Here is a 23,190-nt window from a genome sequence, read left to right as displayed (position 1 = left end):
ACTCCACGTGGTGAACGCCATCTTTCTGCTGGCCAGAGTCCCGGTAGGCTGCTGGTGTCGCGGCACGCCGCACACTCCCCATCGCCGAGCAGTGCAGGAGGACCCCGGTGACCGAACAGGCTACCGAGGCCGTCGGTGACGTCGCCGCGCCACAGCGCCGGGTGCTCGTCGCCGAAGATGAGGCCTTGATCCGGCTCGACCTCGTGGAAATGCTGCGCGAGGAGGGCTATCAGGTGGTCGGCGAGGCCGGCGACGGCGAGGAAGCTATCAAGCTCGCCACCGACCTCAAGCCCGATCTGGTCATCCTGGACGTCAAGATGCCCAAGCTCGACGGTATCGAGGCCGCCTCGAAGATCACCAGCGACCGGATCGCCCCGGTCGTGATTCTGACCGCCTTCAGCCAGCGTGACCTGGTCGAACGCGCTCGCGACGCGGGCACCATGGCCTACCTGGTCAAGCCCTTCGCCAAGCGCGACCTCGTGCCGGCCATCGAGCTCGCGGTCAGCCGCTTCGCCGAGCTGCAGGCGTTGGAGTCCGAGGTCGCGGGCCTCAACGAGCGGTTGGAGACCCGCAAGGTCATCGACCGCGCGAAGGGCCTGCTGATGACCGCGCAGAGCCTCACCGAGCCCGACGCCTTCCGCTGGATCCAGCGCACCGCCATGGACCGCCGGACGACCATGAAGGCCGTCGCCGAGGCCGTCGTCGACAGCATGGGCAAGTAGCTCCAGCCGGCTCCCAGCCAACCGCCATTTGGCCTGACTTTCCGCCAACTAGCCAGCACACCGTCACGATGTGGACACAGCGTGATCTTCCGGCTGTGCAACAGAGCGTGACGGAGCTACGTTCACCCATCGAGTTGTCACCAGCTGGGTTTCCCAGCCCGAACGAGCATGCGAGGGTGTCGTGCCACGGCAGGACGAGCGAGAGAAGCGGGGCAGTCTGTGACAGTGCGGAGCATTGTCGGGCGAGTGCTGGCACTGATGTTGCTCTGCACTCTCACCGTGCTGCTGCCTGCGGCGTCCGCCGCGGCACAGGACGGTGAGGCACTGCGCGGAACACTGCGCGGGCCCGACGGCGATCCTCTCGCCGGGGTGAGCATCACCGTCACCCAGGACGGCACGGAGATCGGCACGGCCACGAGTGCCGACGACGGCACCTGGGCGGTCGAGTTACCCGGCACCGGCGAATACGACGTCGAACTCGACCCCAGCACCGTGCCCGGCGGTCTCGTGCCCCGGCTGCCCGGCGGTGAGGTTCTGCAGGACGTCGCGGTCTCGCCCGGTCAGTCCCGGGTGGTGATCTTCCCGCTCGTCGAGCCTGGGGAGCAGGCCGCACCGGGACAGAACGACGGACCGGCACCCCCACCTCCGCCACCACCTCAACCACCGTTCGCCGAACGCTTCACCCAGACGCTGCTCAACGGCATCCAGTACGGCTCCGTGATCGCCATCAGCGCCATCGGGCTGTCGCTCATCTTCGGCACCACCCGACTGATCAACTTCGCGCACGGCGAGCTGGTCACCATCGGCGCCGTTGCCGCCTTCTTCTTCAACGCCGCCGTGGGCGGGCCCGGGCTGCCGCTGATCCTCGCCGCGGTCCTCGCGGTCGTCGTGGGCGCCCTGTTCGGCGGTGGACTCGAGCGGGTCCTGTGGCGCCCGCTGCGCAAGCGCGGAACCGGCCGGATCAACCTGTTCATCATCTCCATCGGGCTCGCGCTGCTGCTGCGCCACGTCATCCTGGTGATCTACGGTTCCCGCCCAGGGTCGTACGCCGACTACAACATCCAGCAGACCATCAGCATCGGACCCATCACCTCGACCCCACGGGACCTGAGCATCGTCGGCATCTCGGTCGTCGTGCTGGTCGGCGTCGCGCTCATGCTCCAGCGCACGCGGATCGGCACCGCGATCCGCGCCGTCTCCGACAACACCGACCTCGCCGCGTCCTCCGGCATCGACGTCAACCGGGTCATCCTCGTGGTGTGGGTGCTCGGTGGCGGACTCGCCGCTCTCGGCGGGGTGATGTTCGGCCTCGCCGAGGTCGTGTCCTGGGACATGGGCTTCAAACTGCTGCTGATGATGTTCGCCGCCATCATTCTCGGTGGCCTCGGCAGCGCGTACGGCGCGATGGTCGGCGCCTTCGTCGTCGGCATCGTGGCCCAGTTGTCCACCCTGTGGTTTCCCATCGAGCTACAGAACGCCTGGGCACTGCTGGTACTGATCGTGGTCCTGCTCGTCCGGCCACAGGGAATTCTCGGCCGCCGCGAACGGGTCGGGTGAGGGGAGCGTCATGGACTTCTCGGCAATCCTCACCAGCGCCCTCAGCGGCGCCCTGGGCCCCGTGGCAGCCGCCTACGCGCTCGCTGCGATCGGCCTGAACCTGCACTTCGGCTACACCGGCCTGCTCAACTTCGGCCAGGTGGCCTTCATGTTGGTCGGCGCATACGGCGTGGCGATCTCGGTCTCGGTGTTCGCGGCGCCGCTCTGGCTCGGGGTGATCGTCGGCGTGTTGTGCGCGATCGTCCTCGCGCTGCTGCTCGGCATCCCGACCTTGCGCCTGCGATCGGACTACCTCGCCATCGCGACCATCGCCGCGGGCGAGATCCTGCGATTGTTCTATCGGTCGAGTTTCGCCGAGCCCCTCACCGGCGGCGTTTTCGGCCTGCAGCAGTTCGCCAACGACTTCTACGAGCTGAACCCATATCCGCCGGGCACCTATGGCGTCGGACCGATCTCGTTCGGTGCGCGGGACCTGTGGGTGATCACGATGGGCTGGTCGCTCGTGGCCGTCGCCGGCCTGCTGCTCTACCTGTTGATCCACAGTCCGTGGGGCCGGGTGATCCGCTCCATCCGGGAGGACGAGAACGCCGCGCTCAGCCTCGGCAAGAACGTCTACTCCTACAAACTGCAGAGCCTCGTGCTAGGTGGCGTCATCGGCGCATTCGGCGGCATGGTGATGGTCATCAACACCCAGTCCGCCAGCGCCGACAGCTTCGACCCGCTGGTGACGTTCTTCCTCTACACACTGCTGATCCTCGGCGGTGCGGGCCGGGTGATGGGGCCGATCCTCGGTTCGGTGGTCTTCTGGTTCATCGTGGTGTTCCTGGACAACCTGCTGCGGCAGGCGATCGCCTCCGGCCTGATCCCCGCGGGCATCCTCACCGACTCCGAGGTGGGTGCCATGCGCTTCGCGCTCGTCGGGCTCGGCCTGCTGCTGCTGATGGTGTTCCGGCCGCAGGGAATCCTCGGTCGACGGGAAGAGATGGTGCTCGATGCCCGCTGAGTCACAGGCCCCGGCTGCCACCGCTCTGTCCACGGTCGCGCCGGAACCCGGGGCCGCAAAACCCGATCCGATTCTCGTCGCCGACGGCGTCACCCGCTCCTTCGGCGGACTGCACGCCGTCGCCGTCGACCATCTCGAACTGCAACGCGGCGCCATCACCGCACTGATCGGCCCCAACGGAGCGGGCAAGACCACGTTGTTCAACCTGCTCACCGGCTTCGACCGCGCCGGTTCGGGCACGTGGACGTTCGACGGCGCCAAGGTCAGTCAGCTGCCCGCCTACCGCCTGGCTCGCAGGGGGATGGTCCGCACCTTCCAGCTCACCAAGGCACTGGCCCGGCTCACCGTCCTGGAGAACCTCCAGCTCGGTGCGACCGAGCAGCGCGGCGAGCGGATGTACGCGGCGCTGATGCGCCCACTCTGGCGCGGACAGGAAGCCGACAACCGCGTGCGGGCCGAGGAGTTGCTCGAGCGCTTCAAGCTCGACCACCTCCGAGACGCACACGCGGGCACCCTCTCCGGCGGTCAGCGCAAGCTCCTGGAACTGGCCAGAGCACTGATGGTGCGGCCCTCGATGCTGATGCTCGACGAACCCATGGCCGGGGTGAACCCCGCGCTGGCGCAGTCGCTGCTGGAGCACATCGTGGAACTGCGCGACGAGGGTATGACCGTATGCTTCGTGGAGCACGACATGGACATGGTGATGGGTACCAGCGATTGGGTGGTGTGCCTGGCCGAGGGGCAGGTGATCGCCGAGGGCACGCCACGGGCGATCAGCACCAACTCGCAGGTGGTCGACGCCTACCTCGGTAAGCAGCACGGCACACCGCCCGCGGAGGAGTCCTCGTGAGCAGTATCGACGACACCGGCGACCGGTCCGAGGCGCTGCTCTCGGCCGACACTCTGGTGGCCGGCTACCTGCCTGGCGTGAACGTGCTCAACGGCTGCGACCTGCACCTGGCCGACGGGGAACTCGTCGGCATCATCGGTCCCAACGGTGCGGGCAAGTCGACCCTGGTCAAGGCGATGTTCGGCCTTGTTCCCACTCGCGAGGGCGCCGTGCGCCTGCGAGGCGAGGACATCACCAACGCGCCCGCGCACATCCTGGTGGCCAAGGGCATCGGCTACGTCCCGCAGCGCGACAACGTCTTCCCGACGCTCACCGTCGAGGAGAACCTGCGGATGGGCACCTATCTGCACCCGAAGGAGTTCGACCGCCGGTTCGAGCGGGTGGCGGCCCTGTTCGGCAGGCTGGCTGAGCGCCGTAAGCAGCGCGCGGGCTCGATGTCCGGTGGTGAGCGGCAGATGCTGGCCATGGGCAGGGTGCTGATGGCCGAGCCCGAGGTACTCCTGCTCGACGAGCCCTCGGCCGGACTCTCACCGGCGTACCAGGACCAGGTGTTCGAACAGGTCAGCCAGATCAACGCCACCGGGGTCTCCATCGTCATGGTGGAGCAGAACGCCCGCCGCTGTCTGCAGATCTGCGACCGCGGTTACGTGCTGGACCAGGGGCGCAACGCCTACACCGGAACTGGGCGCGACCTGTTGCACGACCCCAAGGTGATCGAGCTCTACCTCGGCACGCTGGCCAAGGCGCTGTAGCACCCGGACGAGAAGGGGCGGCGGCGTCAGTGGAACTGACGCCGCCGCCCCTTTCGGCTACCTGTATCAGTTGTCGAGCCTGCTGATCTCCGTGCTCACGGTCTGCAGCTTGCCCTGCTCGTCGTAGGTGTAGACCTCGATCGAGGCCTGCCCCGGCTCACCGGCATCGGTGAAGTCCAGCGGGCCGCTGACACCGTCGTAGTCGATGTCCGAGCCCGCTTCGAGCTTCGCACTGCAGTCGGCGAAGGTGGTGCACTTCTCGCCGTCCTTGGTGATCCCGACGACCTCCTTCGAGAACACCGCCGCGTCGTCGCTGTTGGCCTTCTGCGCGGCCAGGGCGAGGGTGATGACACAGTCGTACACCTGCGGCGCGAACTGCAGCTCCTCCAGATCGGGAGCGAACTTCTGCAGCTCGCCGACGAACTCGGCGTTGTCGGCGGACGCGGGAGCGGTGCCCTTCATACCGGACAGGACCCCCGGGTCGCCCTCGCTCACCAGCGAGGCGAGGTCGGTGTTGCGCAGACCGTCGGCGCCGTAGACGCCGATGTTGTCCGGCCCGAGACCGGCCTCGATCAGACCCTGCAGGATCTGCGTGCCCTCCTCGAAACCGATCACCACGGCCGCGTCGGGATTGGCGCCTTCGATCTGCTGCACCACCGGCGAGTAGTTGGTCGCCTTCGGGTCGTAGGTCTCGGCGAGCACCACGGTGGCCCCGGCACCCTCCAGCGCCGTCCTGGTCGCCTCCTGCAGCCCGCGGCCGTAGTCGTCAGCCCTGGCCACCAACGCGACCCTGCTGTGACCGTCACCGACGATGGTGTTCGCCAGCACCGGCCCCTGCAGCACATCGCTCGGTGCGGTGCGGAAGTAGAAGCCGCCGTCGTTGTAGTCGGTGAAGGTCGGCGCGGTGTTCGAGCCGGAGCACTGAGCCACCTTCGCCCCGGTCACCTTGTCGATGATCGCCAGCGACATTCCCGAGGCGGCCGCCCCGATGATCGCGTCGACACCGGCGCCGAGCACCTGGTCGGCGGACTGCGCGGCGACAGCCTCCGAGGCTGCCTCGTCGCGGCCCACCGGTGCGGGCAGTTGCTTACCCAGCAGCCCACCGGCGTCATTGATCGTCTTGATGGCGAAGTTCACGGCCTCGATCTGCGGCGGCCCGAGGAACGCCAACTGCCCGGTCTCCGGCAGTACGTAGCCGAGTTCGAACACCCCGTTCCCCGTGCCTGCACCGGCCTGCTGGTCGCCGTTCTCATTGCCCTGGCCCTCGTCCCCTCCGCCACACGCGGTGAGAACGAGTGCAGCGGCCGCCACGATGGCCCCCGCACGGACACCCGTCCTGAAGTGCACAACAGCCTCCAGTCGTCTTGCCTTCACGGAAGGGGTGGATGCCCCCCGACGGACGGCCACGGCGGGTCGCCGGGCATGCCCCTTCCGTCTGATTAGAGCGGAATCGTAGATCTCAGGGCACCCGGGTGCGACCGGTTCGACCCGATCGGGATCTTCCTGCAATGTGCAGGAGGAGAAACAGGAGTGTCAGCGCCTGTTGGTGAACTGGGGCCTGGTGCATGGTGCCCCCGAGGAACGCGCGCGGCGAAGCCCACGAGTGACGAGGCGGGGCGCATGGCTCGTAGTGGTGAGTACCGTGCGTGAGTCCGAGCTCCGCCCGCCCGTCTCCCGCCGCCACCCAGACGGAGGCGCTCCGCGCCGCTGTGCCCGCCGAGTCGATCGTGACGCGCGTTTGCCAACAGACTCAGCGCGGCGGCTGATTCCGTACCACGCAGGTCAGCCGGGCTGAGCAGCTGCGACGCCCGCGGTCATCGGTGATGACGATGTCCACCGTGACGGTTACGCGTCCGACGTGCAGGGGCGTGGCTACCCCGGTGACCGTCCCGGAACGCACCGCTCGGTGGTGGGTGCAGGACAGCTCGAGGCCCATCGCGACGCGGCCAGGTCCCGCGTTGAGCGCCGCGACCGTGGATCCGATCGCCTCGGCGAGCACCGCGTTCGCACCGCCGTGCAGCAGACCGTACGGCTGCAGGTTGCCCTCGACGGGCATCGTGGCCACCACCCGTTCCGGGCTCATCTCCACCACCGACATGCCGACCTTGTCGTTGAGCTGCTGCTTGGCGACCAACGGATCGATTCCGGCCAGCATCTCCTGCAACGGGTCGGACACGTGCTCGGTCAACGTCTGCTCCTCACTGCTCCAGTACCCACCGCCCACCTTCCGCGAACGCTCACGAAAGAGTGTCGGGGCGTCACCCTAGACTCGCCCTTGTGAGCCCCAGTCAGAACACCACAGTTGCGAACGACACAGCCCAGCAGCCCCGGCTGCTGCTGATCGACGGCCACTCGATGGCCTACCGGGCGTTCTTCGCCGTGCCCGCCGACCGGTTCCGCACCACGACGGGCCAGGTCACCAACGCTGTCTTCGGGTTCACCTCGATGCTGATCAACCTGCTGCGCGACGAGCAGCCCACGCACCTCGCGGTCGCGTTCGACCTCTCCCGTCAGACGTTCCGTTCCGAGGCGTTCGCCGACTACAAGGCCACCCGTTCGGCCACACCGGACGACTTCAAGGGGCAGATCGCGCTGATCCAGGAGGTGCTCGGCGTACTCGGCATCCCGATCCTGACCAAGGAGAACTACGAGGCCGACGACGTCATCGCCACGCTCACCACCCAGGCCGCTGCCGACGGATACCAGGTGCTCATCTGTACCGGCGACCGCGACGCGTTGCAGCTGGTCACCGACTCCGTCACGGTGCTCTACCCGAAGAAGGGCGTGTCCGACCTCGTCCGGTTCGACCCCGCGAGCGTGCAGGACAAGTACGGACTGAGCCCGGTCCAGTACCCCGACTTCGCCGCACTCCGCGGCGACCCTTCCGACAACCTGCCCGGCATTCCCGGCGTGGGGGAGAAGACGGCGGCGAAGTGGATCAAGCAGTTCGGTTCATTGGGTGAGCTGGTCGACCGGGTCGACGAGGTCAAGGGCAAGGTCGGGGACGCGCTGCGGGCCCACGTCGACGCGGTCATGCTCAACCGCCAGCTCACCGAGCTCGTGCGCGACGTCGCGCTGGAGCTGACACACGCCGATCTCGAGCTCCGGCCATGGGACCGCGACGCCGTGCACCGGCTGTTCGACGAGCTGGAGTTCCGGGTCCTGCGCGACCGGCTTTTCGCCACGTTGTCGAGCGCGGAGCCGGAGGCGGACGAGGGATTCGAGGTCAGCGGGGGCGCGCTGGGTACCGGCGAGCTGTCCGCCTGGCTGGACAAGCACGCGCGTGGCGGTCCCGTCGGCCTCTCCCTGCGCACCACGGGTGCGTCGGTACAGGCCGACCTGACCAGCGTGGCCCTGGCCGCCCCCGACGGCGAGGGTGCCTATGTCGACGTTTCGGCGATGGACGCCGCGGACGACAAGGCCTTCGCCCACTGGCTCGCCGACCCCACCGCACGCAAGGTCGGGCACGGGCTGAAGGTCGCGCTGCACGCCGTACTCGGGCGCGGCTGGACGACGGCCGGGCTCGCGATGGACACCGCGCTGGCCGCATACCTCGTGCGTCCCGGCCAACGCTCCTTCGAACTGGATGACCTGGTGTTGCGTTACCTGCAACGGGAACTGCGCTCGGAGTCCGCCGCGGACGACGGCCAGCTGTCGCTGCTGGAGCCGGACGCGGCCGAGGCGGCCGATGCCAAGCTCGTGCAGGCCGAACTCGTGCGTGCACGTGCGGTGGCCGAACTGTCCGACGCGCTGGCCAAGGAACTCGACGGCATCGGCGCCACCCGTCTGCTCAACGAGATCGAGCTGCCCCTGCTGCAGGTCATCACCGACGTCGAGGCCGCGGGCATCGCGGTCGACCTCGAGCAGCTCACCGAACTGGAGGCGCACTACGCCAGTCGCGTGCGGCAGGCCGCGGACCTCGCGTACGACGTGATCGGCAAACAGATCAACCTCGGTTCGCCGAAGCAGCTGCAGGTGGTGCTGTTCGACGAACTGGGCATGCCCAAGACAAAGCGCACCAAGACCGGCTACACCACCGACGCCGAGGCGCTGCAGACGCTGCACGAGAAGACCGAGCACCCGTTCCTGCAGCACCTGCTGGAACACCGCGACGCCACCCGGTTGCGGACCACGGTGGAGGGACTGATCAAGTCCGTCGCCGACGACGGGCGCATCCACACCACACTGCAGCAGACCATCGCCGCGACGGGCCGGCTGTCCTCGGTGGATCCGAACCTGCAGAACATCCCGATCCGGACGGAGGAGGGCAGGCGCATCCGCGACGCCTTCGTCGTGGGTGACGGTTACGCGGAGCTGATGACCGCCGACTACAGCCAGATCGAGATGCGCATCATGGCGCACCTGTCCGGGGACGAGGGCCTGATCGAGGCCTTCCACACCGGGGAGGACCTGCACACCTTCGTCGGTTCGAAGGCGTTCTCGCTGGACGCGTCCGAGGTCACCGCCGAACTGCGCTCCCGGGTCAAGGCCATGTCCTACGGGCTGGCCTACGGGCTGTCCGCCTACGGGCTCGCGCAGCAGCTGCGGATCTCCACGGAGGAGGCCAAGGCACAGATGGAAGCCTATTTCGCGCGGTTCGGCGGGGTACGCGACTACCTGCACACCGTGGTCGAGCAGGCGGGCAAGGTCGGCTACACGGAGACGATCTTCGGCAGGCGCCGCTACCTGCCTGACCTCAACAGCGACAACCGGCAGCGCAGGGAGATGGCCGAGCGCATGGCGCTGAACGCGCCGATCCAGGGCAGTGCGGCAGACATCATCAAGGTCGCGATGCTCGGTGTGCACCAGGCGCTCGCCCAGACGGACCTGCGCAGCCGGGTGCTGCTGCAGGTGCACGACGAACTGGTGCTCGAGATCGCCGACGGCGAGCGGGCGCGGGTGGAGGAGCTGGTGCGCAGGGAGATGGGCAGCGCCTACGAGCTGGCCGTCCCGCTGGAGGTCTCCGTCGGGTCCGGCCGCTCCTGGAACGACGCCGCACACTGATCTCCAGGACGAGCGGAGCGCGGCGGCCATGAGCACTCGCCCACCGGCTGTCGCGCACCTGCGCCGGGCCAGGGACTGGATGGACGCACACCACGCCGAGCCCCTGGACATCGAGCAGCTTGCCGAGGTGGCCAGGTGCTCCCGGTCCCACTTCATCCACTCCTTCGCGGCCGCGTACGGCGAGACGCCGAAGGCCTACCTCACGCGCAGGCGGATCGAGCGGGCGCAGGACCTGCTGCGGTCCGCGAACCTCACGGTCACGGAGATCTGCCTGCTCGTGGGCTTCACCAGCCTCGGCACGTTCAGCCGTCGCTTCACCGCGCTGGTCGGCCTGTCGCCGACCGCGTACCGGGCCGCCGCTCGCACCGCGCGGGCACCGCTGATTCCCGGCTGCTATCTGATGATGATGACCCGGCCCGCGCAGAAGGATTCCCGACCTTGAACAAGCTCCGGACTTCTGGATAAGCCACCTCGGCGAACACCCGCCTAGCGTTGTTCCCAGCACCGAACCAGAAAGGGAACGACCATGATCAAAAAGCTGTCCCACGCGGGGATCTACGTCCTGAGCTACGACTCCGCAAGGCAGTTCTACACCGAGAAGCTCGGCTTCGAGGTCCGGGCCGACATGAAGATGGACGACCGGTTCCGCTGGCTGACCGTGGGGCCCGCGGACCAGCCAGGGCTGGAGATCATCCTGATGGAGCCGGGTCCGCCCCAGCACGACGCGGACACGGAGCGCCAGCTTCGGGAGATCGTCGCCAAAGGAGCCCTCGGTATGGGCGCATGGGAGACCGACGACTGCCGCAAGACGCACGAGGTCCTGTCCAGCAGGGGAGTGACCTTCCTGCAGGAGCCAGCCGACCGTCCCTACGGCGTGGAGGCGGTTTTCCGCGACGATTCCGGCAACTGGTTCAGCCTGACCCAGCGGCACGAGTTCGACGAGGGCAAGGACTGGGGCTTTTCGTCCACCCGGTAGTAACGTCGATTGCATGGCGGGTGACAACGCGGTGGTCCTGTCCGGCACCGGCCTGCTTGACGACGTGGTCACCTCGCTGACCGCCGACGGCTGGAACGTCGTCCTCCCGAGCAGGCGGCACAACCCGATCGCGGCGAGGAAAGCGGGACCAGGACGTGCCTTCTGGGTGGAGGCGCAGTGGGAGCGGCCAAGGGACCTGGTCCGACGCGTCGAGCGGGCACTGCCCGGTCCCGCCGGGCTACTCGTGGCCTGGGTACACGAGTCCTATCGCCGTTCCGTGCTCGGTGCGATCGAGTCGTTGCTCGCAACCGGCGCGCCCGTGGTGGAGGTCCGCGCCTCGGCCGGCGTACTCACGAGCGCGGCGGACGCGACCCTGGCCGCACATCCCACCCAGCTCGTGCTGCTCGGCACGGCCTCCGAACGTGACCCCAGCCGGGCACTGTCGTTACCGGAAATCTCGGCAGCCGTGCTCGACGCGGTCCGCCGCGCACGCCGCGGCGGGCCGCCGTCGCTGCACCAGGTCGGGCAACGGCGGCCGGTACGCAGTTAGGCCGTGTTGAGCTACTCCTCCTCCGGGAGTTGCCTGGCGAGGCCGCGGGCCAGCAGCATCACCGAATCCCGGACCTCGGCCCGTGTCCGCTCGGGCTGGAACACCTGCCAGTCCAGCGCCACGACCAGCAGCGTGCCGAACAATCCGGCCGCGGCCACCGGGACCTGCACCCCCGCGGGCAGCCTGCCCGCTTCCTCGATGCGCCACAGCTGTTGCTTGATGATCACGATGATCTCCTCGCGCAGCAGCGTGAGCGTCTCGTGCCACTGACCCGGTGTGCGCCACAGTTCGCTCACCAGAATCTGGGAGAAGCCCGGATAGCGGCTGATGAAGTCGAGTGTCGCGTCCACCAGCGACTCGAGCCCGACGACCGGGTCCGGCTCCGCGGCACAGTCGTGCAGGCGTGTCGCGAGCAGGTCGACCCCGTACCGCAGCAGCGCGTCCACCAGCGCGTCCTTGCTGCCGAAGTTGTAGTAGACCGTGCCCTTCGCGACGCCCGCGGCGGCGGCGATCTCGTCGACGGTGATTCCGACCAGCCCCCTGCTGTCGGCCAGTTTCAGTGTCGCCGCGAACAGTTTGCGCCGCGTGGCCTCCGTGCGGGGGCTCACCGCCCGTTCACTCATCGGTCTTTCAGTCACAGTGCCAGCTCCGGCTTCAGCTGCGACACCGTCCACACGCGCCGCTTGTGCGCCGCGAACGTGGACGCCGCCAGCGCGCCACCGAGGTAGGCGAGCAGGACCAGCACGTCGCCGAGAATCTGCAGGGACGCGCCGGTGTAGAGCAGGTGCCGCAACCCGTCGATGACATAACCCATCGGCAGCACCACGTGCAGCGGGTAGAGCGCGTCCGGAATGGTCTGCCAGGGGAACGTGCCCCCCGCGCTCACCAGCTGCAGGACCAGCAGCACCAGCCCGAGGAACTTGCCCACCGCGCCGAACAGGGCGTTGAGCGCGTGCACGATGGCGGTGAACGTGAGCGAGGCGAGGACGACGAAACCGATGGCGCCGAGTGGATGCGCGACGTCGATTCCGACCAGCCACGTGACCGCGCCGAACAGGACCACCACCTGCGCGATGCCCAGCACGGCCGAGGCCAGCCACCCCCCGAGCGCCACGCGCAGGGGCGAGGCACCGGCGGTCAGCGCGCGTGTCGAGAGCGGTCGCAGCAGCAGGAACAGGACGAACGCGCCGATCCACGTCGCCAGCGCGATGAAGAACGGAGCAAGCCCAGCGCCGTAGGTCCCGGCGGAGGCCATGCCGACCGAGTTCACCGCGACCGGATCCGCGATCGTGTCGGCCGTCGCCGACCGAGTGGGATCGTCCGGGTTCGGGATCTCCTCGAGCCCTGCGCTGAGCCCGTCCCTGAGTTCGGTGGCTCCCTCGGTGAGCTGAGTCGTCCCGCTGAGGGCGCCTTGCTGACCAGTGTTCAGCTGGGTGGCGCCGTCGGCGAGCTCGCCCGCGCCGTCCGACGCGCGCTGGATGCCCTGCACCAGTGCGGGCGTGGCACCCGCGAGTCGCGCCGCACCGTCGGACACCTGCTGCGCGCCGTCGGCCAGCGTGGTGAGTTTCCCCGAGGCCTCCTGCACCTCGGCGTCCGCCTGGTCGATCGGCTGGCGCAGCTGCCCGAGCACGCCGAGTGCGTGCTCCACGTCGGAGTCGGAAAGGCCGCCCTCCCGCAGCCGCTGTGCCAGTTGGTCGTCGACGTTGTCCAGGCTGTCCTGCAGCTCTGTCGACTTGGCTGCCAGCGCGGAGCCTGCCTGGGCGACGGTGGCGTTGCCCGCCGCGACCTGGCTCGCGCCCTCGGCGAGTTCCTTGGTCTTCGCCGGAAGCTCCGCCGTGCTCTCCTTCAGCGTGGTCAGTCCGCTGGCGAGTTCGGTGCTGCCACTGGCCAGTCGCTGCGCGCCCTCGGCGAGCTGCTGCTGCCCCTGCCGCAACTCGCCCGCGCCCTTCGCCAGGGTCCCCGCGCCGTCGTGGGCTTCGCTGATCTTCGTGTGGATGGTGGAGAACCCGAGGAGGAACCGGTCGGCGGCCTCGCTGCCCACCTTCTCCGCGATCGTCGCGCGCACCTGCTCTGCGACCTGGTCGGCGATGGTGCCGGAGAGATAGTTGTTGGCGTCGTTGGTGGTCAGGGTGATCGTGGCCTGCCGCGGTTCGAAGTTGCCGCTGGAGAGCAGAGCGGCCGAGAAGTCGCGGGGGATGGTGATCGCGAAGGAGTACTCGTCGTCGCGGACGCCCGACTCGGCCTCCTCCGCGCTGGTCCCATGCCACTGGAAGGTGCCGGAATCGAGCAGTTCGCCGGTCACTTCGCGGCCGATGTTGCGCTCGTCGCCCTCGGAGTCGGTGGCTCCCGCGTCCACGGTGACCACCGCTGCGGGCAGCTTGTCCAGCCGTCCGTACGGGTCGTAGTTCGCGTACAGGTACAACGACGCGTACAGCAGGGGAACAAGGACCAGCGCCGCCATCGCCAGCTTGGGCAGCACTCCGCCGGTGAGCCTGCGCAGCTCGTTGAGGGCGATCCGGATGCCGCTCACAGCTTTTCTCCCTCGGTTGTCTCCTGCGGCTCCACCGTTTCCTCCTCGACCACCGGTTCGGCGGCATCGGTGCCCTCGGGTGTGCATCTTTGTGGCGGAGGTTGCTCGTGTGCACCGATCCGGGCCGAGGGACAGGGCAGTGCCGAGTGCGGGACCGTCGCGGTCAGCACGACGACCGCGAGCCCGCGTTCGGCGTGTTCCTGGGCGAGCATCGACCAGTTGTCGACGTCGCTGGTGTGCCGGTCCGGCCGGTCGAGCACGAGCATCCGGACGTCGCGCCTGCTCGCGGCGAGCGCGCACAGCAGCCGGGTCCGCGTTGCCGGCGCGACGTTCTCGAACCGGGTGTCCGCGTAGGCCGCCACGTCGTGCTCGGCGAGCCAGCGCAGGACGCTCTCCCGGTCTGCCTGCCGCCCGGCCAGCGCCAGTTCCTCACCGACCACCACCCGAAGCGCCAGTGCCTCCTCGGGTTCGCTGACACCGGGCGCGTCGACGACCGCGACCTGCCTGCGCAGTGCCGCCGCGTCGGGGGAGCCGTCGAGGGTGATCCGCCCGGTCGTCGGGCGCAACCGCCCGGCCAGCGCAAGGCCGAAAGCGGTCAGTCCGGTGCCGGGATCGCCGTGGACCAGCGCGAACTCACCGCTGGAGACGGTGAACGAGGTGGACGGCAGCAGCGTGCCGTGCGGGCCGTCGACGGACACGCGATCGGCGTGCACCTGCATGGGAGACTCCTTTTGAACTGACCGGTCAGTTCAAATTAGCCCTGCTGTGACTCCCTCGGCAAGCTGGCGGGGGGTGATCTGACCCCTTTGGGTGACGCGAGCGGTCAGCGCAGCGCCGAGGCCGGGCGAATCTCCCACATTGTCCACAATGGGCGGTATCCCTGGCGGTGCCAGAACACCGGTGACAGTGGGTTCGTGGGGCTGTAGAAGAGAAAAGTGCCTTCGACGTCGTCGAGGTTGAGCTGATCGTGTGCCACGGACATCAGCGCCTGTCCCACCCCGCCGCCACGGGCGGGGGCGATGACGGACAGCGTGCCGACGTAGCCCCAGCGGCCCCAGCCGAGGCGTCCCGCGATCGAGCTTCCCGCGGCGGGGGTCGTCCAGCCGCAGCTGGCGAGCCCGACGGCCGCCCCGCCGGACTCGGCGATCCAGGTACGCCCGCCGAACACCAGTCCGCGCCGTACCTCGGCGGTGATCAGCTCGGTGGCGTTCTCGCGCACCACGTTCGGCCCGACCAGCGCCGAGTAGCGGAGCTCGTTCATCCGCAACGCGATGATCTCTTCTTCGTCCACGGGACGTGCCCTGCGTACCAGCACGCCGGGAACGTCGACCTCGGGTGCGGGACGGTTGGGCCGCACGGCCAGCGCGTTCAACGGTTGCAGGCCGTGGTCGAGCAGCGCCCGCGTCGCCTCCGCGTCGCGCGAGGGCCACGCGACGGCGCAGGCCGAGTCCTGCGTGGGCGGCTCGCGATCCAGCCGTCGGCGCAGCGCTCCGAGCAGGGCTGACATTCCCTCGGCCCCGGTGTTTCCGATCAGCGGGGTGAGTTCCCAGTTCTCCCTGGCCGCCCACAGGCTCTCCGGCGACCCGGCGCCGTACACGGCCCGGTAGAGCACGCCGTGCACCTCCCTGCCGTCGGGGAGCACCGCGGTGAGGTGCTCGCCCTCGGGAAGGTCGGTCACCGGCGGCAGCAACGGGTCGATCCGGGCGAAGTGCTCCGACTGCTCGGCCGTCCGGTCGGTCACGTTTGCCGCTCTTTCACCGTGTGGAAGATCGCGGTGCCCGGAAACAGCTTGCCGCGCAACGGGCTCCACTGTCCCCAGGTGCGGGTGTGCCCTTCCGGCCATTCCGGTTCGATCAGGTCCGTCAACCGGAACCCGGCCGCGGCCAGCGCGCGGACGTAGTCGCCCATCGTGCGGTGATACTCCACATAGGTGGCGCGGCCGTCGGCGTCGACCTCGACGTAGGGCGTCCGATCGAAGTACGGCTGTGTCGCGGTGAGTCCGGTGGGGCCGGGATCGTCCGGGAAGATCCAGCGCATCGGGTGGGTCACCGCGAACACCCAACGGCCGCCGGGGCGGAGCACCCTTGCGACCTCGGCGAAGAGTGTCTCCACGGAGGCGACGAACGGCACGGCGCCGAACGCGGAACACGCGGTGTCGAAACTGTCGCCGGCCAGTGGCAGCCGCTCGGCGTTGGCCTGGACCAGCGGCACCCGGATCCCGGTGCGCTCGCCCGCGGCGAGACCGTGACGCAGCATGCCGCCCGAGAGGTCGACGCCGACGGCCCGGGCGCCCTGGGTGTGCAGCCAGCGGGTGCACGGCGCCGAGCCGCAACCGACCTCGAGCACGTCGGTGTCCCGGACCTCGCCGAGCAGGCGCGCGTCGGCTTCCAGCAGCCCCTCCGGGCACCAACGGAAGTCGCTCTCGCCGAGGAACTCGCCGTGGGTCGCGTGGTAGTCGTCCGCGTCGGCATCCCACCAGGCGAGGTTGGCCGAGGCCGCTTCGGCGGAGTCGACCGGCCGGTACGCGACCCCGGCTGTGTGCAGGCGTTGCTCGGCCCGCTCGTGCCGGTCGGCGGCGGGCGCTGTCTGCGGTGTTGGCGGCGTCCGCGGTGTTGGCGGCGGGGGAGTGACCACGCCCGCTATCCTGCCGGGTAGTCCGTGTCGTGGCCGCGCCGGGGACGAGGGTGACCCTCGTTGTGCCCGCGTCGGAGCGCCGCGTAGGATACGTGTTAGCGCAGTGGGTTCGCGCTGCCTTTGACTCAGCAGTGTTCGTGCTGGACGGAGTTCTTGCTGGTTGTGGGTCGCGCTCCTCGGGTGATGCTTGCGACCGTTCCTCGCCGAACGCGTTTTCGTCGTCGCCCTTGACTCCCACGGCGCGCGCAAACTGCACACCCACTAATCCCAAGCCGTTACCGGAGCAACCCGCCTAATGACCACCGACACAACCACCGCCCCGACCGCCACCGCCCCGGCGCAGCAGGTCGCGATCAACGACATCGGGACGGAGGAAGACTTCCTCGCAGCCATCGACAAGACCATCAAGTACTTCAATGATGGCGACATCGTTGAAGGCACCATCGTCAAGGTCGATCGCGATGAAGTGCTGCTCGACATCGGGTACAAAACCGAGGGCGTCATCCCCTCGCGCGAGCTTTCCATCAAGCACGATGTCGACCCGGCCGAGGTTGTCACCGTCGGTGATGAGGTCGAGGCCCTCGTTCTCCAGAAGGAGGACAAGGAAGGCCGCCTGATCCTGTCCAAGAAGCGCGCGCAGTACGAGCGCGCCTGGGGCACGATCGAGGAGCTCAAGGAGAAGGACGAGCCGGTCAGCGGCACCGTCATCGAGGTCGTCAAGGGTGGTCTCATCCTGGACATCGGCCTCCGTGGCTTCCTGCCCGCGTCGCTCGTCGAGATGCGCCGCGTTCGCGACCTGCAGCCGTATGTGGGCCGCGAGCTCGAGGCCAAGATCATCGAGCTGGACAAGAACCGCAACAACGTGGTGCTTTCCCGTCGCGCCTACCTGGAGCAGACCCAGTCCGAGGTCCGCAGCGAGTTCCTCAACGCGCTGGCCAAGGGGCAGGTCCGCAAGGGCGTTGTCTCCTCGATCGTCAACTTCGGTGCGTTCGTGGACCTCGGCGGCGTCGACGGCCTGGTGCACGTTTCCGAGCTGTCCTGGAAGCACATCGACCACCCGTCCGAGGTTGTCGAGGTCGGCCAGGAGGTCACGGTCGAGGTGCTCGACGTGGACATGGACCGCGAGCGCGTGTCCCTGTCGCTGAAGGCCACCCAGGAAGACCCGTGGCGCCAGTTCGCCCGTACTCACGCGATCGGTCAGATCGTGCCGGGCAAGGTCACCAAGCTCGTTCCGTTCGGCGCGTTCGTCCGCGTCGAGGAGGGAATCGAGGGCCTGGTGCACATCTCCGAGCTGGCCGAGCGCCACGTGGAGATCCCGGAGCAGGTCGTCCAGGTCAACGGCGATGTGATGGTCAAGGTCATCGACATCGACCTCGAGCGTCGCCGCATCTCGCTGTCGCTGAAGCAGGCCAACGAGGGCCTCACCACCGACGCCGAGTTCGACCCGACGCAGTACGGCATGGCCGCCGACTACGACGAGCAGGGCAACTACATCTACCCCGAGGGCTTCGACCCCGACACGCAGGAGTGGCAGGAAGGCTACGACACTCAGCGTGAGGAGTGGGAGCGTCAGTACGCCGAGGCACACGCTCGCTACGAGCAGCACATGAAGCAGATCGCCAAGGCCGCCGAGGCCGACGCGGAAGCGGCTGCCCAGGCGATCGCCGGCGGTGGCGAGAGCAGCAGCGGCGGTGGCGGGGAGCAGAGCTACTCCTCCACGCCGTCCGACTCGGCGCCGAAGAGCACCGGTGGGACGCTGGCCAGTGACGAGCAGCTCGCCGCGCTGCGTGAGAAGCTGTCCGGTGGCGCGTGAGGCCCTGAGCGCCTGACAAACGACACCACGAGAGAGGCCCCGGTCCATATCGGACCGGGGCTTCCCCCGTGCGCACCCCACGTTTCAGGACTTGGAGTGTCTGCAAGTACCACCAAGCAAGATCGACATCGCCGCCAACTGCTACCGAGGCATGCGGGTTGGCGGCAGCTGACGACGCTCTTGATCTTGCTTGGTGGTACTTGCAGGCGCACCAAGCTTGGTGAGGGCAGGTGGACGCGGGAGTGCGGCCAGGAATGAGCCGGGGTTGAGCCGGAGAGAGCCGCGACCTGGGTCAGGTGGTGGCGGGAGCCCAGGCGTGCTCGTGAGCGGCGGCGCGAGCCCTGCGACGCAGGCCGGCGAGGCTGTGCTTGGCCGGCACCAGAAGTGCGGTCAGCCAGGTGCGGCGATACTCGGTCAACGCCTCTGCGACGGGACGATGCATGACGCAATGCACCAGCCCCGGCGTTCCGAGCCGGTGCTTACCAGTGTGCCTGCTGTCTGGCATCGTTCCTCCGAGTGGGCGATTGCCTACGCCGCGCACGGTACGCAATCGGGAAGCCAAATGGTGTGAAATTCCCGGCGTGTCACCCACTTCAGTTGCATAACGTCTCGTGATGTGCCTCTGAGTGGGCCCGAGCACGGGAACATCACCGCCTTCGCGGATGTTGTCCGGGGCTGATTGAATGCCCGTCATGCTGCGAGTGGGACTCACCGGCGGGATCGGTGCCGGAAAATCGACCGTCGCGACCAGGTTGGTCGAGCATGGTGCGGTACTGATCGACGCGGATCTCCTCGCCAGGGAGGTGGTGGAGCCCGGCACGGAAGGTCTCGCCGAGATCGTCGAGGCCTTCGGCCCGGATGTGCTGACCAGGGACGGCGCGCTGGACCGGGCCGCGCTGGCGGCGCGGGCGTTCGCCGACGAGCAGTCGCGACGGAGGCTGAACGGCATCGTCCATCCCAGGGTCGGCGCGCGGACCGCCGAGCTGATGCGGAACGCGGCGCCCGACGCGATCGTGGTGCACGACATCCCGTTGCTGGTCGAGGGCGGGCTCGCCCCGCACTACCACCTCGTCGTCGTCGTCGACGCCGACGAGGAGGTCCGGGTGCGCAGGCTCGTGGAGGCCCGCGGCATGTCGGAGGCGGACGCCAGGGCCAGGATCGCGGCACAGGCGAGTGTCGAACAACGCCGAGCCGCCGCCGACGTGTGGCTGGACAACGGCGGGGCACGGGACATCGTGCTGGCGGAGGTCGACGCGCTGTGGGCGGACAGGCTGGTGCCGTTCGAGGCGAACCTGCGGCTGCGTAAACCGCGTCCACCCCGTTCTCCGCTGGTATCTCCCTACGACGAAACCTGGCCAGGTCAGGCCGAACGCGTGCTCGGCAGGGTGCGGGCAGCGGCGGGGGACAGAGCCGCGCGGGCCGATCACATCGGCTCCACCGCGGTCCCCGGCCTGCCGGCCAAGGACGTACTCGACCTCCAGTTGACCGTGCCGACGCTGGATGTCGCGGACGAGCTCGCCGACGCCTTGTCCGACGCGGGGTTCCCCAGGGCGGAGGGGCACTGGTTCGACGATCCGCAGGACGGTACGGCCGGTTCCGCCGTCTGGGACAAGCGGTTCCACTTCGGCGCGGATCCGGTCCGTCCGGTGAACCTGCACGTCCGAGCCGAAGAAGGGCCGGCGTGGCGCCTCGCGCTGCTGTTCCGGGACTGGCTGCGGGCGAATCCACCGGAGCTTGCCGCCTACGCGGAGGTCAAGCGGCGGCTGGCAGGCGCGCATGCGGGCGATGGCACGACACAGCCGTACGCGGAGGAGAAGCAGGACTGGGTCAACGACGCGTTCACCCGGGCCGAGGAGTGGGCGGAGCGGACCGGGTGGAGTCCCGCCTGACGGCCGCGGAACTGCCAACTCGGGCTCCGGAACTGCAAACTCGGGCCGGCGGTTAGTGGCGCTGCCAGGTCAGGGTGATGTCCATCGTGCGCAGCCATTCCTGCAGGCGGTAGCCGTGGCGGGCGAGGCCGTCGACGGTGGTGAACGTGGTATCCAGTGCCTGGCGTGCCGTGTAGGCTGGTAGCAGGTCCGCGCTGGTGGCGGCGAGCAGCTCGTCGGAGTCGAGTACGTCGAGGCCGCGGGCGTCGCGGAGCACGATGTCCAGGTAGAGGTCGGTGGCCCGCCACCGGTCATCGTGGCGTTCGATGTCCACGACGTCGAGGTAGAAGTCCTGGTCGTGCTCGTGCCCCTCGGTGAACCAGAAGTCCGTGATCCGCAGGCCAAGGCCGGGCAGCAGCCACGACTCCAGGTAGTGGAACTGGCGCCTGCCCGGAGTCGGCCTGGCCATGTACAGCCCGAACGACTCGACCTGGAACCGTTCGACGTCGCGGACGATCCCCTTCGGGTCGGTGTTGCTCATGCCGGGCACGTCGAAGATCTCGGTCTTGGGTGGGTGCAGGTCGGGCATGCCGCCCATCCTGCCGGGTCCGCTCGCAGCTCGACGGACACCACCGGCTGAAACTGTCGGTGGGCGCGCCTACCCTGGAGACGTGGCTTTCGCAACCGAACATCCCGTGCTCGCGCACTCCGAGTTCCGCCCGGTCTCCGACGTCCCCAGGTCGGACGGCAAGTTCACGGTGGTCAGTGACTACCAGCCCGCGGGCGACCAGCCCAAGGCGATCGACGAGCTGGAGCGCCGGATCAGGGCGGGAGAGAAGGACGTCGTCCTGCTCGGCGCCACCGGTACGGGCAAGTCGGCGACCACAGCCTGGCTGATCGAGCGGGTGCAACGGCCGACGTTGGTGATGGCACCCAACAAGACACTCGCCGCGCAGCTGGCCAACGAGCTGAGGGACCTCTTCCCGAACAACGCGGTCGAGTACTTCGTCAGCTACTACGACTACTACCAGCCAGAGGCATATATCGCGCAGACCGACACCTACATCGAGAAGGACTCCTCGGTCAACGACGACGTCGAGCGGCTGCGGCACTCCGCCACGATGAACCTGCTCTCCAGGCGGGACGTGATCGTGGTTGCCAGCGTGTCGTGCATCTACGGCCTCGGCACCCCGCAGTCCTACCTCGACCGCTCCAGCAGCCTCAAGGTCGGCGAGGAGGTGGACCGGGACACCTTCCTGCGGGCACTGGTCGACGTGCAGTACACCCGCAACGACCTGGCTTTCGCCCGCGGCACCTTCCGCGTCCGGGGGGACACCGTGGAGATCATCCCGGCCTACGAGGAGCTGGCGATCCGGGTCGAGTTCTTCGGCGACGAGATCGACAAGCTGTACTACCTGCACCCGCTGACCGGCGACATCGTGAACGAGGTCGCCGAGGTGCGGATCTTCCCCGCCACGCACTACGTCGCCGGGCCGGAGCGGATGGAAAAGGCGATCAAGACCATCCAGTCCGAGCTGGAGGACCGGTTGGCCACGCTGGAGAAGCAGGGCAAACTGCTCGAGGCCCAGCGGCTGCGCATGCGCACCAACTACGACATCGAGATGATGCAGCAGGTCGGGTTCTGTTCCGGCATCGAGAACTACTCGCGGCACGTCGACGGCCGCCCCGAGGGCTCCGCGCCCGCGACCCTGATCGACTACTTCCCCGAGGACTTCCTCCTGGTGGTCGACGAGTCGCACGTGACCGTCCCGCAGATCGGTGGCATGTACGAGGGCGACATGTCCCGCAAGCGCAACCTCGTGGAGCACGGCTTCCGGCTGCCCAGCGCGATGGACAACCGGCCGCTGACCTGGGAGGAGTTCTCCGACCGCATCGGTCAGACGGTGTACCTCTCGGCGACGCCGGGGCCGTACGAGATGGGGCAGACCGGCGGCGAGTTCGTCGAGCAGGTCATCCGGCCGACCGGCCTGATCGATCCCGAGGTGGTCGTCAAGCCGACCGAGGGGCAGATTGACGACCTGGTGCACGAGATCAGGACCAGGGCCGACAAGGACGAGCGGGTGCTTGTCACCACGCTCACCAAGAAGATGGCGGAGGACCTCACCGACTACCTGCTCGAGCTGGGTATCCGGGTGCGCTATCTGCACTCCGAAGTGGACACCCTCCGGCGGGTGGAGCTGTTGCGGCAGCTGCGGTCCGGCGACTTCGATGTGCTGATCGGCATCAACCTGCTCCGCGAGGGGCTCGACCTGCCCGAGGTGTCCCTGGTGTCCATTCTGGACGCCGATAAGGAGGGCTTCCTGCGCAGCGGAACTTCGCTGATCCAGACGATCGGCCGTGCCGCGCGAAACGTGTCCGGTCAGGTGCACATGTACGCGGACCGGATCACCGACTCGATGCAGCACGCCATCGACGAGACGAACCGCCGTCGCGCCAAGCAGATCGCCTACAACACGGAACGAGGCCTCGACCCACAGCCGCTGCGGAAGAAGATCGCCGACATCCTCGACCGTGTCTACGACGAGGCGGAGGACTCCGAGGACGTGGCGATCGGCGGTTCCGGACGCAACTCCTCGCGTGGGAAGAAGCCCGAGCAGGGCGGTGGAGTGCGCAGCTCGGGGATGCTGGCGGACAAGGACGTCGGCGCGATGCCAAGGGCGGAACTGGCGGACCTCATCCAGCAGATGACCGAGCAGATGATGCAGGCGGCCCGCGACCTGCAGTTCGAGCTGGCGGCCAGGCTGCGGGACGAGGTCGCGGACCTGAAGAAGGAGTTGCGCGGAATGGACGCCGCGGGCATCAAGTAGGACCGGGAGGGTTATTCACAAGTGAGTTGGCGGGGCCCGCCCCGAAGGGCCCCCGCTGTGGCAGGCTTTTTGTGCCACAGTAGGAAGGGCCCCCGCTGTGGCA

21 protein-coding genes are annotated in these 23,190 nt (G+C 68.4%); 12 read left to right on the top strand and 9 right to left on the bottom strand.

Going from position 1 to position 23,190, the window contains the following annotated elements; all coding sequences use genetic code 11:
* Nucleotides 1–107: 107 nt before the first annotated feature.
* From BM199_RS23965 to BM199_RS23945, 5 genes are all read left to right on the top strand, one after another.
* Nucleotides 108–722 carry an ANTAR domain-containing response regulator gene (locus BM199_RS23965; RefSeq protein WP_091675674.1) on the top strand — a complete coding sequence of 205 codons (615 nt, stop codon included), beginning with the start codon at nt 108–110 and terminating at the stop codon, nt 720–722.
* Between the two features lie 225 nt (nt 723–947).
* A complete protein-coding gene (locus BM199_RS23960) occupies nt 948–2,279 on the top strand; it encodes a branched-chain amino acid ABC transporter permease (protein WP_218160419.1) in 1,332 nt (443 codons plus the stop codon).
* Nucleotides 2,280–2,289: 10 nt separating this feature from the next.
* The gene (locus BM199_RS23955) at nt 2,290–3,282 is read left to right on the top strand and encodes a branched-chain amino acid ABC transporter permease (RefSeq protein ID WP_091675671.1); all 993 of its coding nucleotides are present in this window, start codon (nt 2,290–2,292) and stop codon (nt 3,280–3,282) included.
* A complete protein-coding gene (locus tag BM199_RS23950) occupies nt 3,272–4,132 on the top strand; it encodes an ABC transporter ATP-binding protein (RefSeq protein ID WP_091675668.1) in 861 nt (286 codons plus the stop codon). The genes BM199_RS23955 and BM199_RS23950 overlap by 11 nt, the downstream gene beginning before the upstream one ends.
* On the top strand, nt 4,129–4,884 hold the full coding sequence (locus BM199_RS23945) for an ABC transporter ATP-binding protein (protein ID WP_091675665.1): 756 nt from the start codon (nt 4,129–4,131) through the stop codon (nt 4,882–4,884). The genes BM199_RS23950 and BM199_RS23945 overlap by 4 nt, the downstream gene beginning before the upstream one ends.
* Nucleotides 4,885–4,950: 66 nt before the next feature.
* Here BM199_RS23945 and BM199_RS23940 read toward each other — a convergent pair whose 3' ends face one another.
* The gene (locus BM199_RS23940) at nt 4,951–6,231 is read right to left on the bottom strand and encodes an ABC transporter substrate-binding protein (protein ID WP_177242761.1); all 1,281 of its coding nucleotides are present in this window, start codon (nt 6,229–6,231) and stop codon (nt 4,951–4,953) included.
* Nucleotides 6,232–6,634: 403 nt separating this feature from the next.
* Nucleotides 6,635–7,039: a PaaI family thioesterase gene (locus tag BM199_RS23935; RefSeq protein ID WP_091675812.1), complete on the bottom strand. Its 405-nt coding sequence runs from the start codon at nt 7,037–7,039 to the stop codon at nt 6,635–6,637.
* A gap of 122 nt (nt 7,040–7,161) precedes the next feature.
* On the opposite strand from BM199_RS23935, the gene polA reads away from it, so the two are divergent.
* From polA to BM199_RS23915, 4 genes are all read left to right on the top strand, one after another.
* Entirely contained in the window at nt 7,162–9,888 is a 2,727-nt protein-coding gene (gene polA, locus BM199_RS23930) for a DNA polymerase I (RefSeq protein ID WP_091675662.1), read from the top strand.
* Between the two features lie 28 nt (nt 9,889–9,916).
* Nucleotides 9,917–10,330 (top strand): helix-turn-helix domain-containing protein, encoded by a 414-nt coding sequence (locus BM199_RS23925; protein ID WP_091675659.1) that lies wholly within the window; start codon nt 9,917–9,919, stop codon nt 10,328–10,330.
* 84 nt (nt 10,331–10,414) lie between these two features.
* Entirely contained in the window at nt 10,415–10,864 is a 450-nt protein-coding gene (locus BM199_RS23920; protein ID WP_091675657.1) for a VOC family protein, read from the top strand.
* A gap of 13 nt (nt 10,865–10,877) precedes the next feature.
* On the top strand, nt 10,878–11,414 hold the full coding sequence (locus BM199_RS23915; protein ID WP_245788604.1) for a Rossmann-fold NAD(P)-binding domain-containing protein: 537 nt from the start codon (nt 10,878–10,880) through the stop codon (nt 11,412–11,414).
* 11 nt (nt 11,415–11,425) lie between these two features.
* Here the strand turns inward: BM199_RS23915 and BM199_RS23910 are convergent, their stop codons facing one another.
* From BM199_RS23910 to BM199_RS23890, 5 genes are all read right to left on the bottom strand, one after another.
* Nucleotides 11,426–12,022, bottom strand: coding sequence for a TetR/AcrR family transcriptional regulator (locus BM199_RS23910; protein ID WP_177242768.1), 597 nt, complete (start codon nt 12,020–12,022; stop codon nt 11,426–11,428).
* Between the two features lie 26 nt (nt 12,023–12,048).
* A complete protein-coding gene (locus BM199_RS23905; protein WP_091675652.1) occupies nt 12,049–13,944 on the bottom strand; it encodes a YhgE/Pip family protein in 1,896 nt (631 codons plus the stop codon).
* Entirely contained in the window at nt 13,941–14,663 is a 723-nt protein-coding gene (locus BM199_RS23900) for an ATP-binding cassette domain-containing protein (protein ID WP_091675649.1), read from the bottom strand. Before BM199_RS23900 ends, BM199_RS23905 begins: the two co-directional genes overlap by 4 nt.
* A 104-nt stretch (nt 14,664–14,767) precedes the next feature.
* Nucleotides 14,768–15,685: a GNAT family N-acetyltransferase gene (locus BM199_RS23895; protein WP_091675646.1), complete on the bottom strand. Its 918-nt coding sequence runs from the start codon at nt 15,683–15,685 to the stop codon at nt 14,768–14,770.
* A complete protein-coding gene (locus BM199_RS23890; protein WP_245788625.1) occupies nt 15,682–16,488 on the bottom strand; it encodes a class I SAM-dependent methyltransferase in 807 nt (268 codons plus the stop codon). The genes BM199_RS23895 and BM199_RS23890 overlap by 4 nt, the downstream gene beginning before the upstream one ends.
* Before the next feature lie 385 nt (nt 16,489–16,873).
* Here BM199_RS23890 and rpsA point away from each other — a divergent pair, with 385 nt between their 5' ends.
* Nucleotides 16,874–18,391, top strand: coding sequence for a 30S ribosomal protein S1 (rpsA, locus tag BM199_RS23885; RefSeq protein WP_091675640.1), 1,518 nt, complete (start codon nt 16,874–16,876; stop codon nt 18,389–18,391).
* Between the two features lie 292 nt (nt 18,392–18,683).
* Here the strand turns inward: rpsA and BM199_RS23880 are convergent, their stop codons facing one another.
* On the bottom strand, nt 18,684–18,896 hold the full coding sequence (locus BM199_RS23880; protein WP_091675638.1) for a hypothetical protein: 213 nt from the start codon (nt 18,894–18,896) through the stop codon (nt 18,684–18,686).
* Nucleotides 18,897–19,083: 187 nt separating this feature from the next.
* On the opposite strand from BM199_RS23880, the gene coaE reads away from it, so the two are divergent.
* Nucleotides 19,084–20,280: a dephospho-CoA kinase gene (gene coaE, locus BM199_RS23875; RefSeq protein ID WP_091675634.1), complete on the top strand. Its 1,197-nt coding sequence runs from the start codon at nt 19,084–19,086 to the stop codon at nt 20,278–20,280.
* A gap of 52 nt (nt 20,281–20,332) precedes the next feature.
* Here coaE and BM199_RS23870 read toward each other — a convergent pair whose 3' ends face one another.
* Nucleotides 20,333–20,848, bottom strand: coding sequence for a ribonuclease FAU-1 family protein (locus BM199_RS23870; protein ID WP_091675633.1), 516 nt, complete (start codon nt 20,846–20,848; stop codon nt 20,333–20,335).
* A gap of 82 nt (nt 20,849–20,930) precedes the next feature.
* On the opposite strand from BM199_RS23870, the gene uvrB reads away from it, so the two are divergent.
* Nucleotides 20,931–23,087 carry an excinuclease ABC subunit UvrB gene (gene uvrB, locus BM199_RS23865; RefSeq protein WP_091675631.1) on the top strand — a complete coding sequence of 719 codons (2,157 nt, stop codon included), beginning with the start codon at nt 20,931–20,933 and terminating at the stop codon, nt 23,085–23,087.
* Nucleotides 23,088–23,190 lie beyond the last annotated feature (103 nt).

It is taken from the genome of Amycolatopsis marina (assembly GCF_900111885.1).
Lineage (GTDB): Bacteria > Actinomycetota > Actinomycetes > Mycobacteriales > Pseudonocardiaceae > Amycolatopsis > Amycolatopsis marina.
Note: the sequence above shows the minus strand (reverse complement) of the source record. Positions and strands in the feature narration are given on the sequence as shown.

Coding starts and splice junctions, on each gene's coding strand:
- BM199_RS23900 (WP_091675649.1), bottom strand. CDS start 14,663: ATGCAGGTGCACGCCGATCGCGTGTCCGTCGACGGCCCGCACGGCACG.
- BM199_RS23955 (WP_091675671.1), top strand. CDS start 2,290: ATGGACTTCTCGGCAATCCTCACCAGCGCCCTCAGCGGCGCCCTGGGC.
- BM199_RS23935 (WP_091675812.1), bottom strand. CDS start 7,039: ATGCTGGCCGGAATCGATCCGTTGGTCGCCAAGCAGCAGCTCAACGAC.
- rpsA (WP_091675640.1), top strand. CDS start 16,874: ATGACCACCGACACAACCACCGCCCCGACCGCCACCGCCCCGGCGCAG.
- coaE (WP_091675634.1), top strand. CDS start 19,084: ATGCTGCGAGTGGGACTCACCGGCGGGATCGGTGCCGGAAAATCGACC.
- BM199_RS23880 (WP_091675638.1), bottom strand. CDS start 18,896: ATGCCAGACAGCAGGCACACTGGTAAGCACCGGCTCGGAACGCCGGGG.
- BM199_RS23920 (WP_091675657.1), top strand. CDS start 10,415: ATGATCAAAAAGCTGTCCCACGCGGGGATCTACGTCCTGAGCTACGAC.
- BM199_RS23950 (WP_091675668.1), top strand. CDS start 3,272: ATGCCCGCTGAGTCACAGGCCCCGGCTGCCACCGCTCTGTCCACGGTC.
- BM199_RS23870 (WP_091675633.1), bottom strand. CDS start 20,848: ATGCCCGACCTGCACCCACCCAAGACCGAGATCTTCGACGTGCCCGGC.
- BM199_RS23925 (WP_091675659.1), top strand. CDS start 9,917: ATGAGCACTCGCCCACCGGCTGTCGCGCACCTGCGCCGGGCCAGGGAC.
- BM199_RS23915 (WP_245788604.1), top strand. CDS start 10,878: ATGGCGGGTGACAACGCGGTGGTCCTGTCCGGCACCGGCCTGCTTGAC.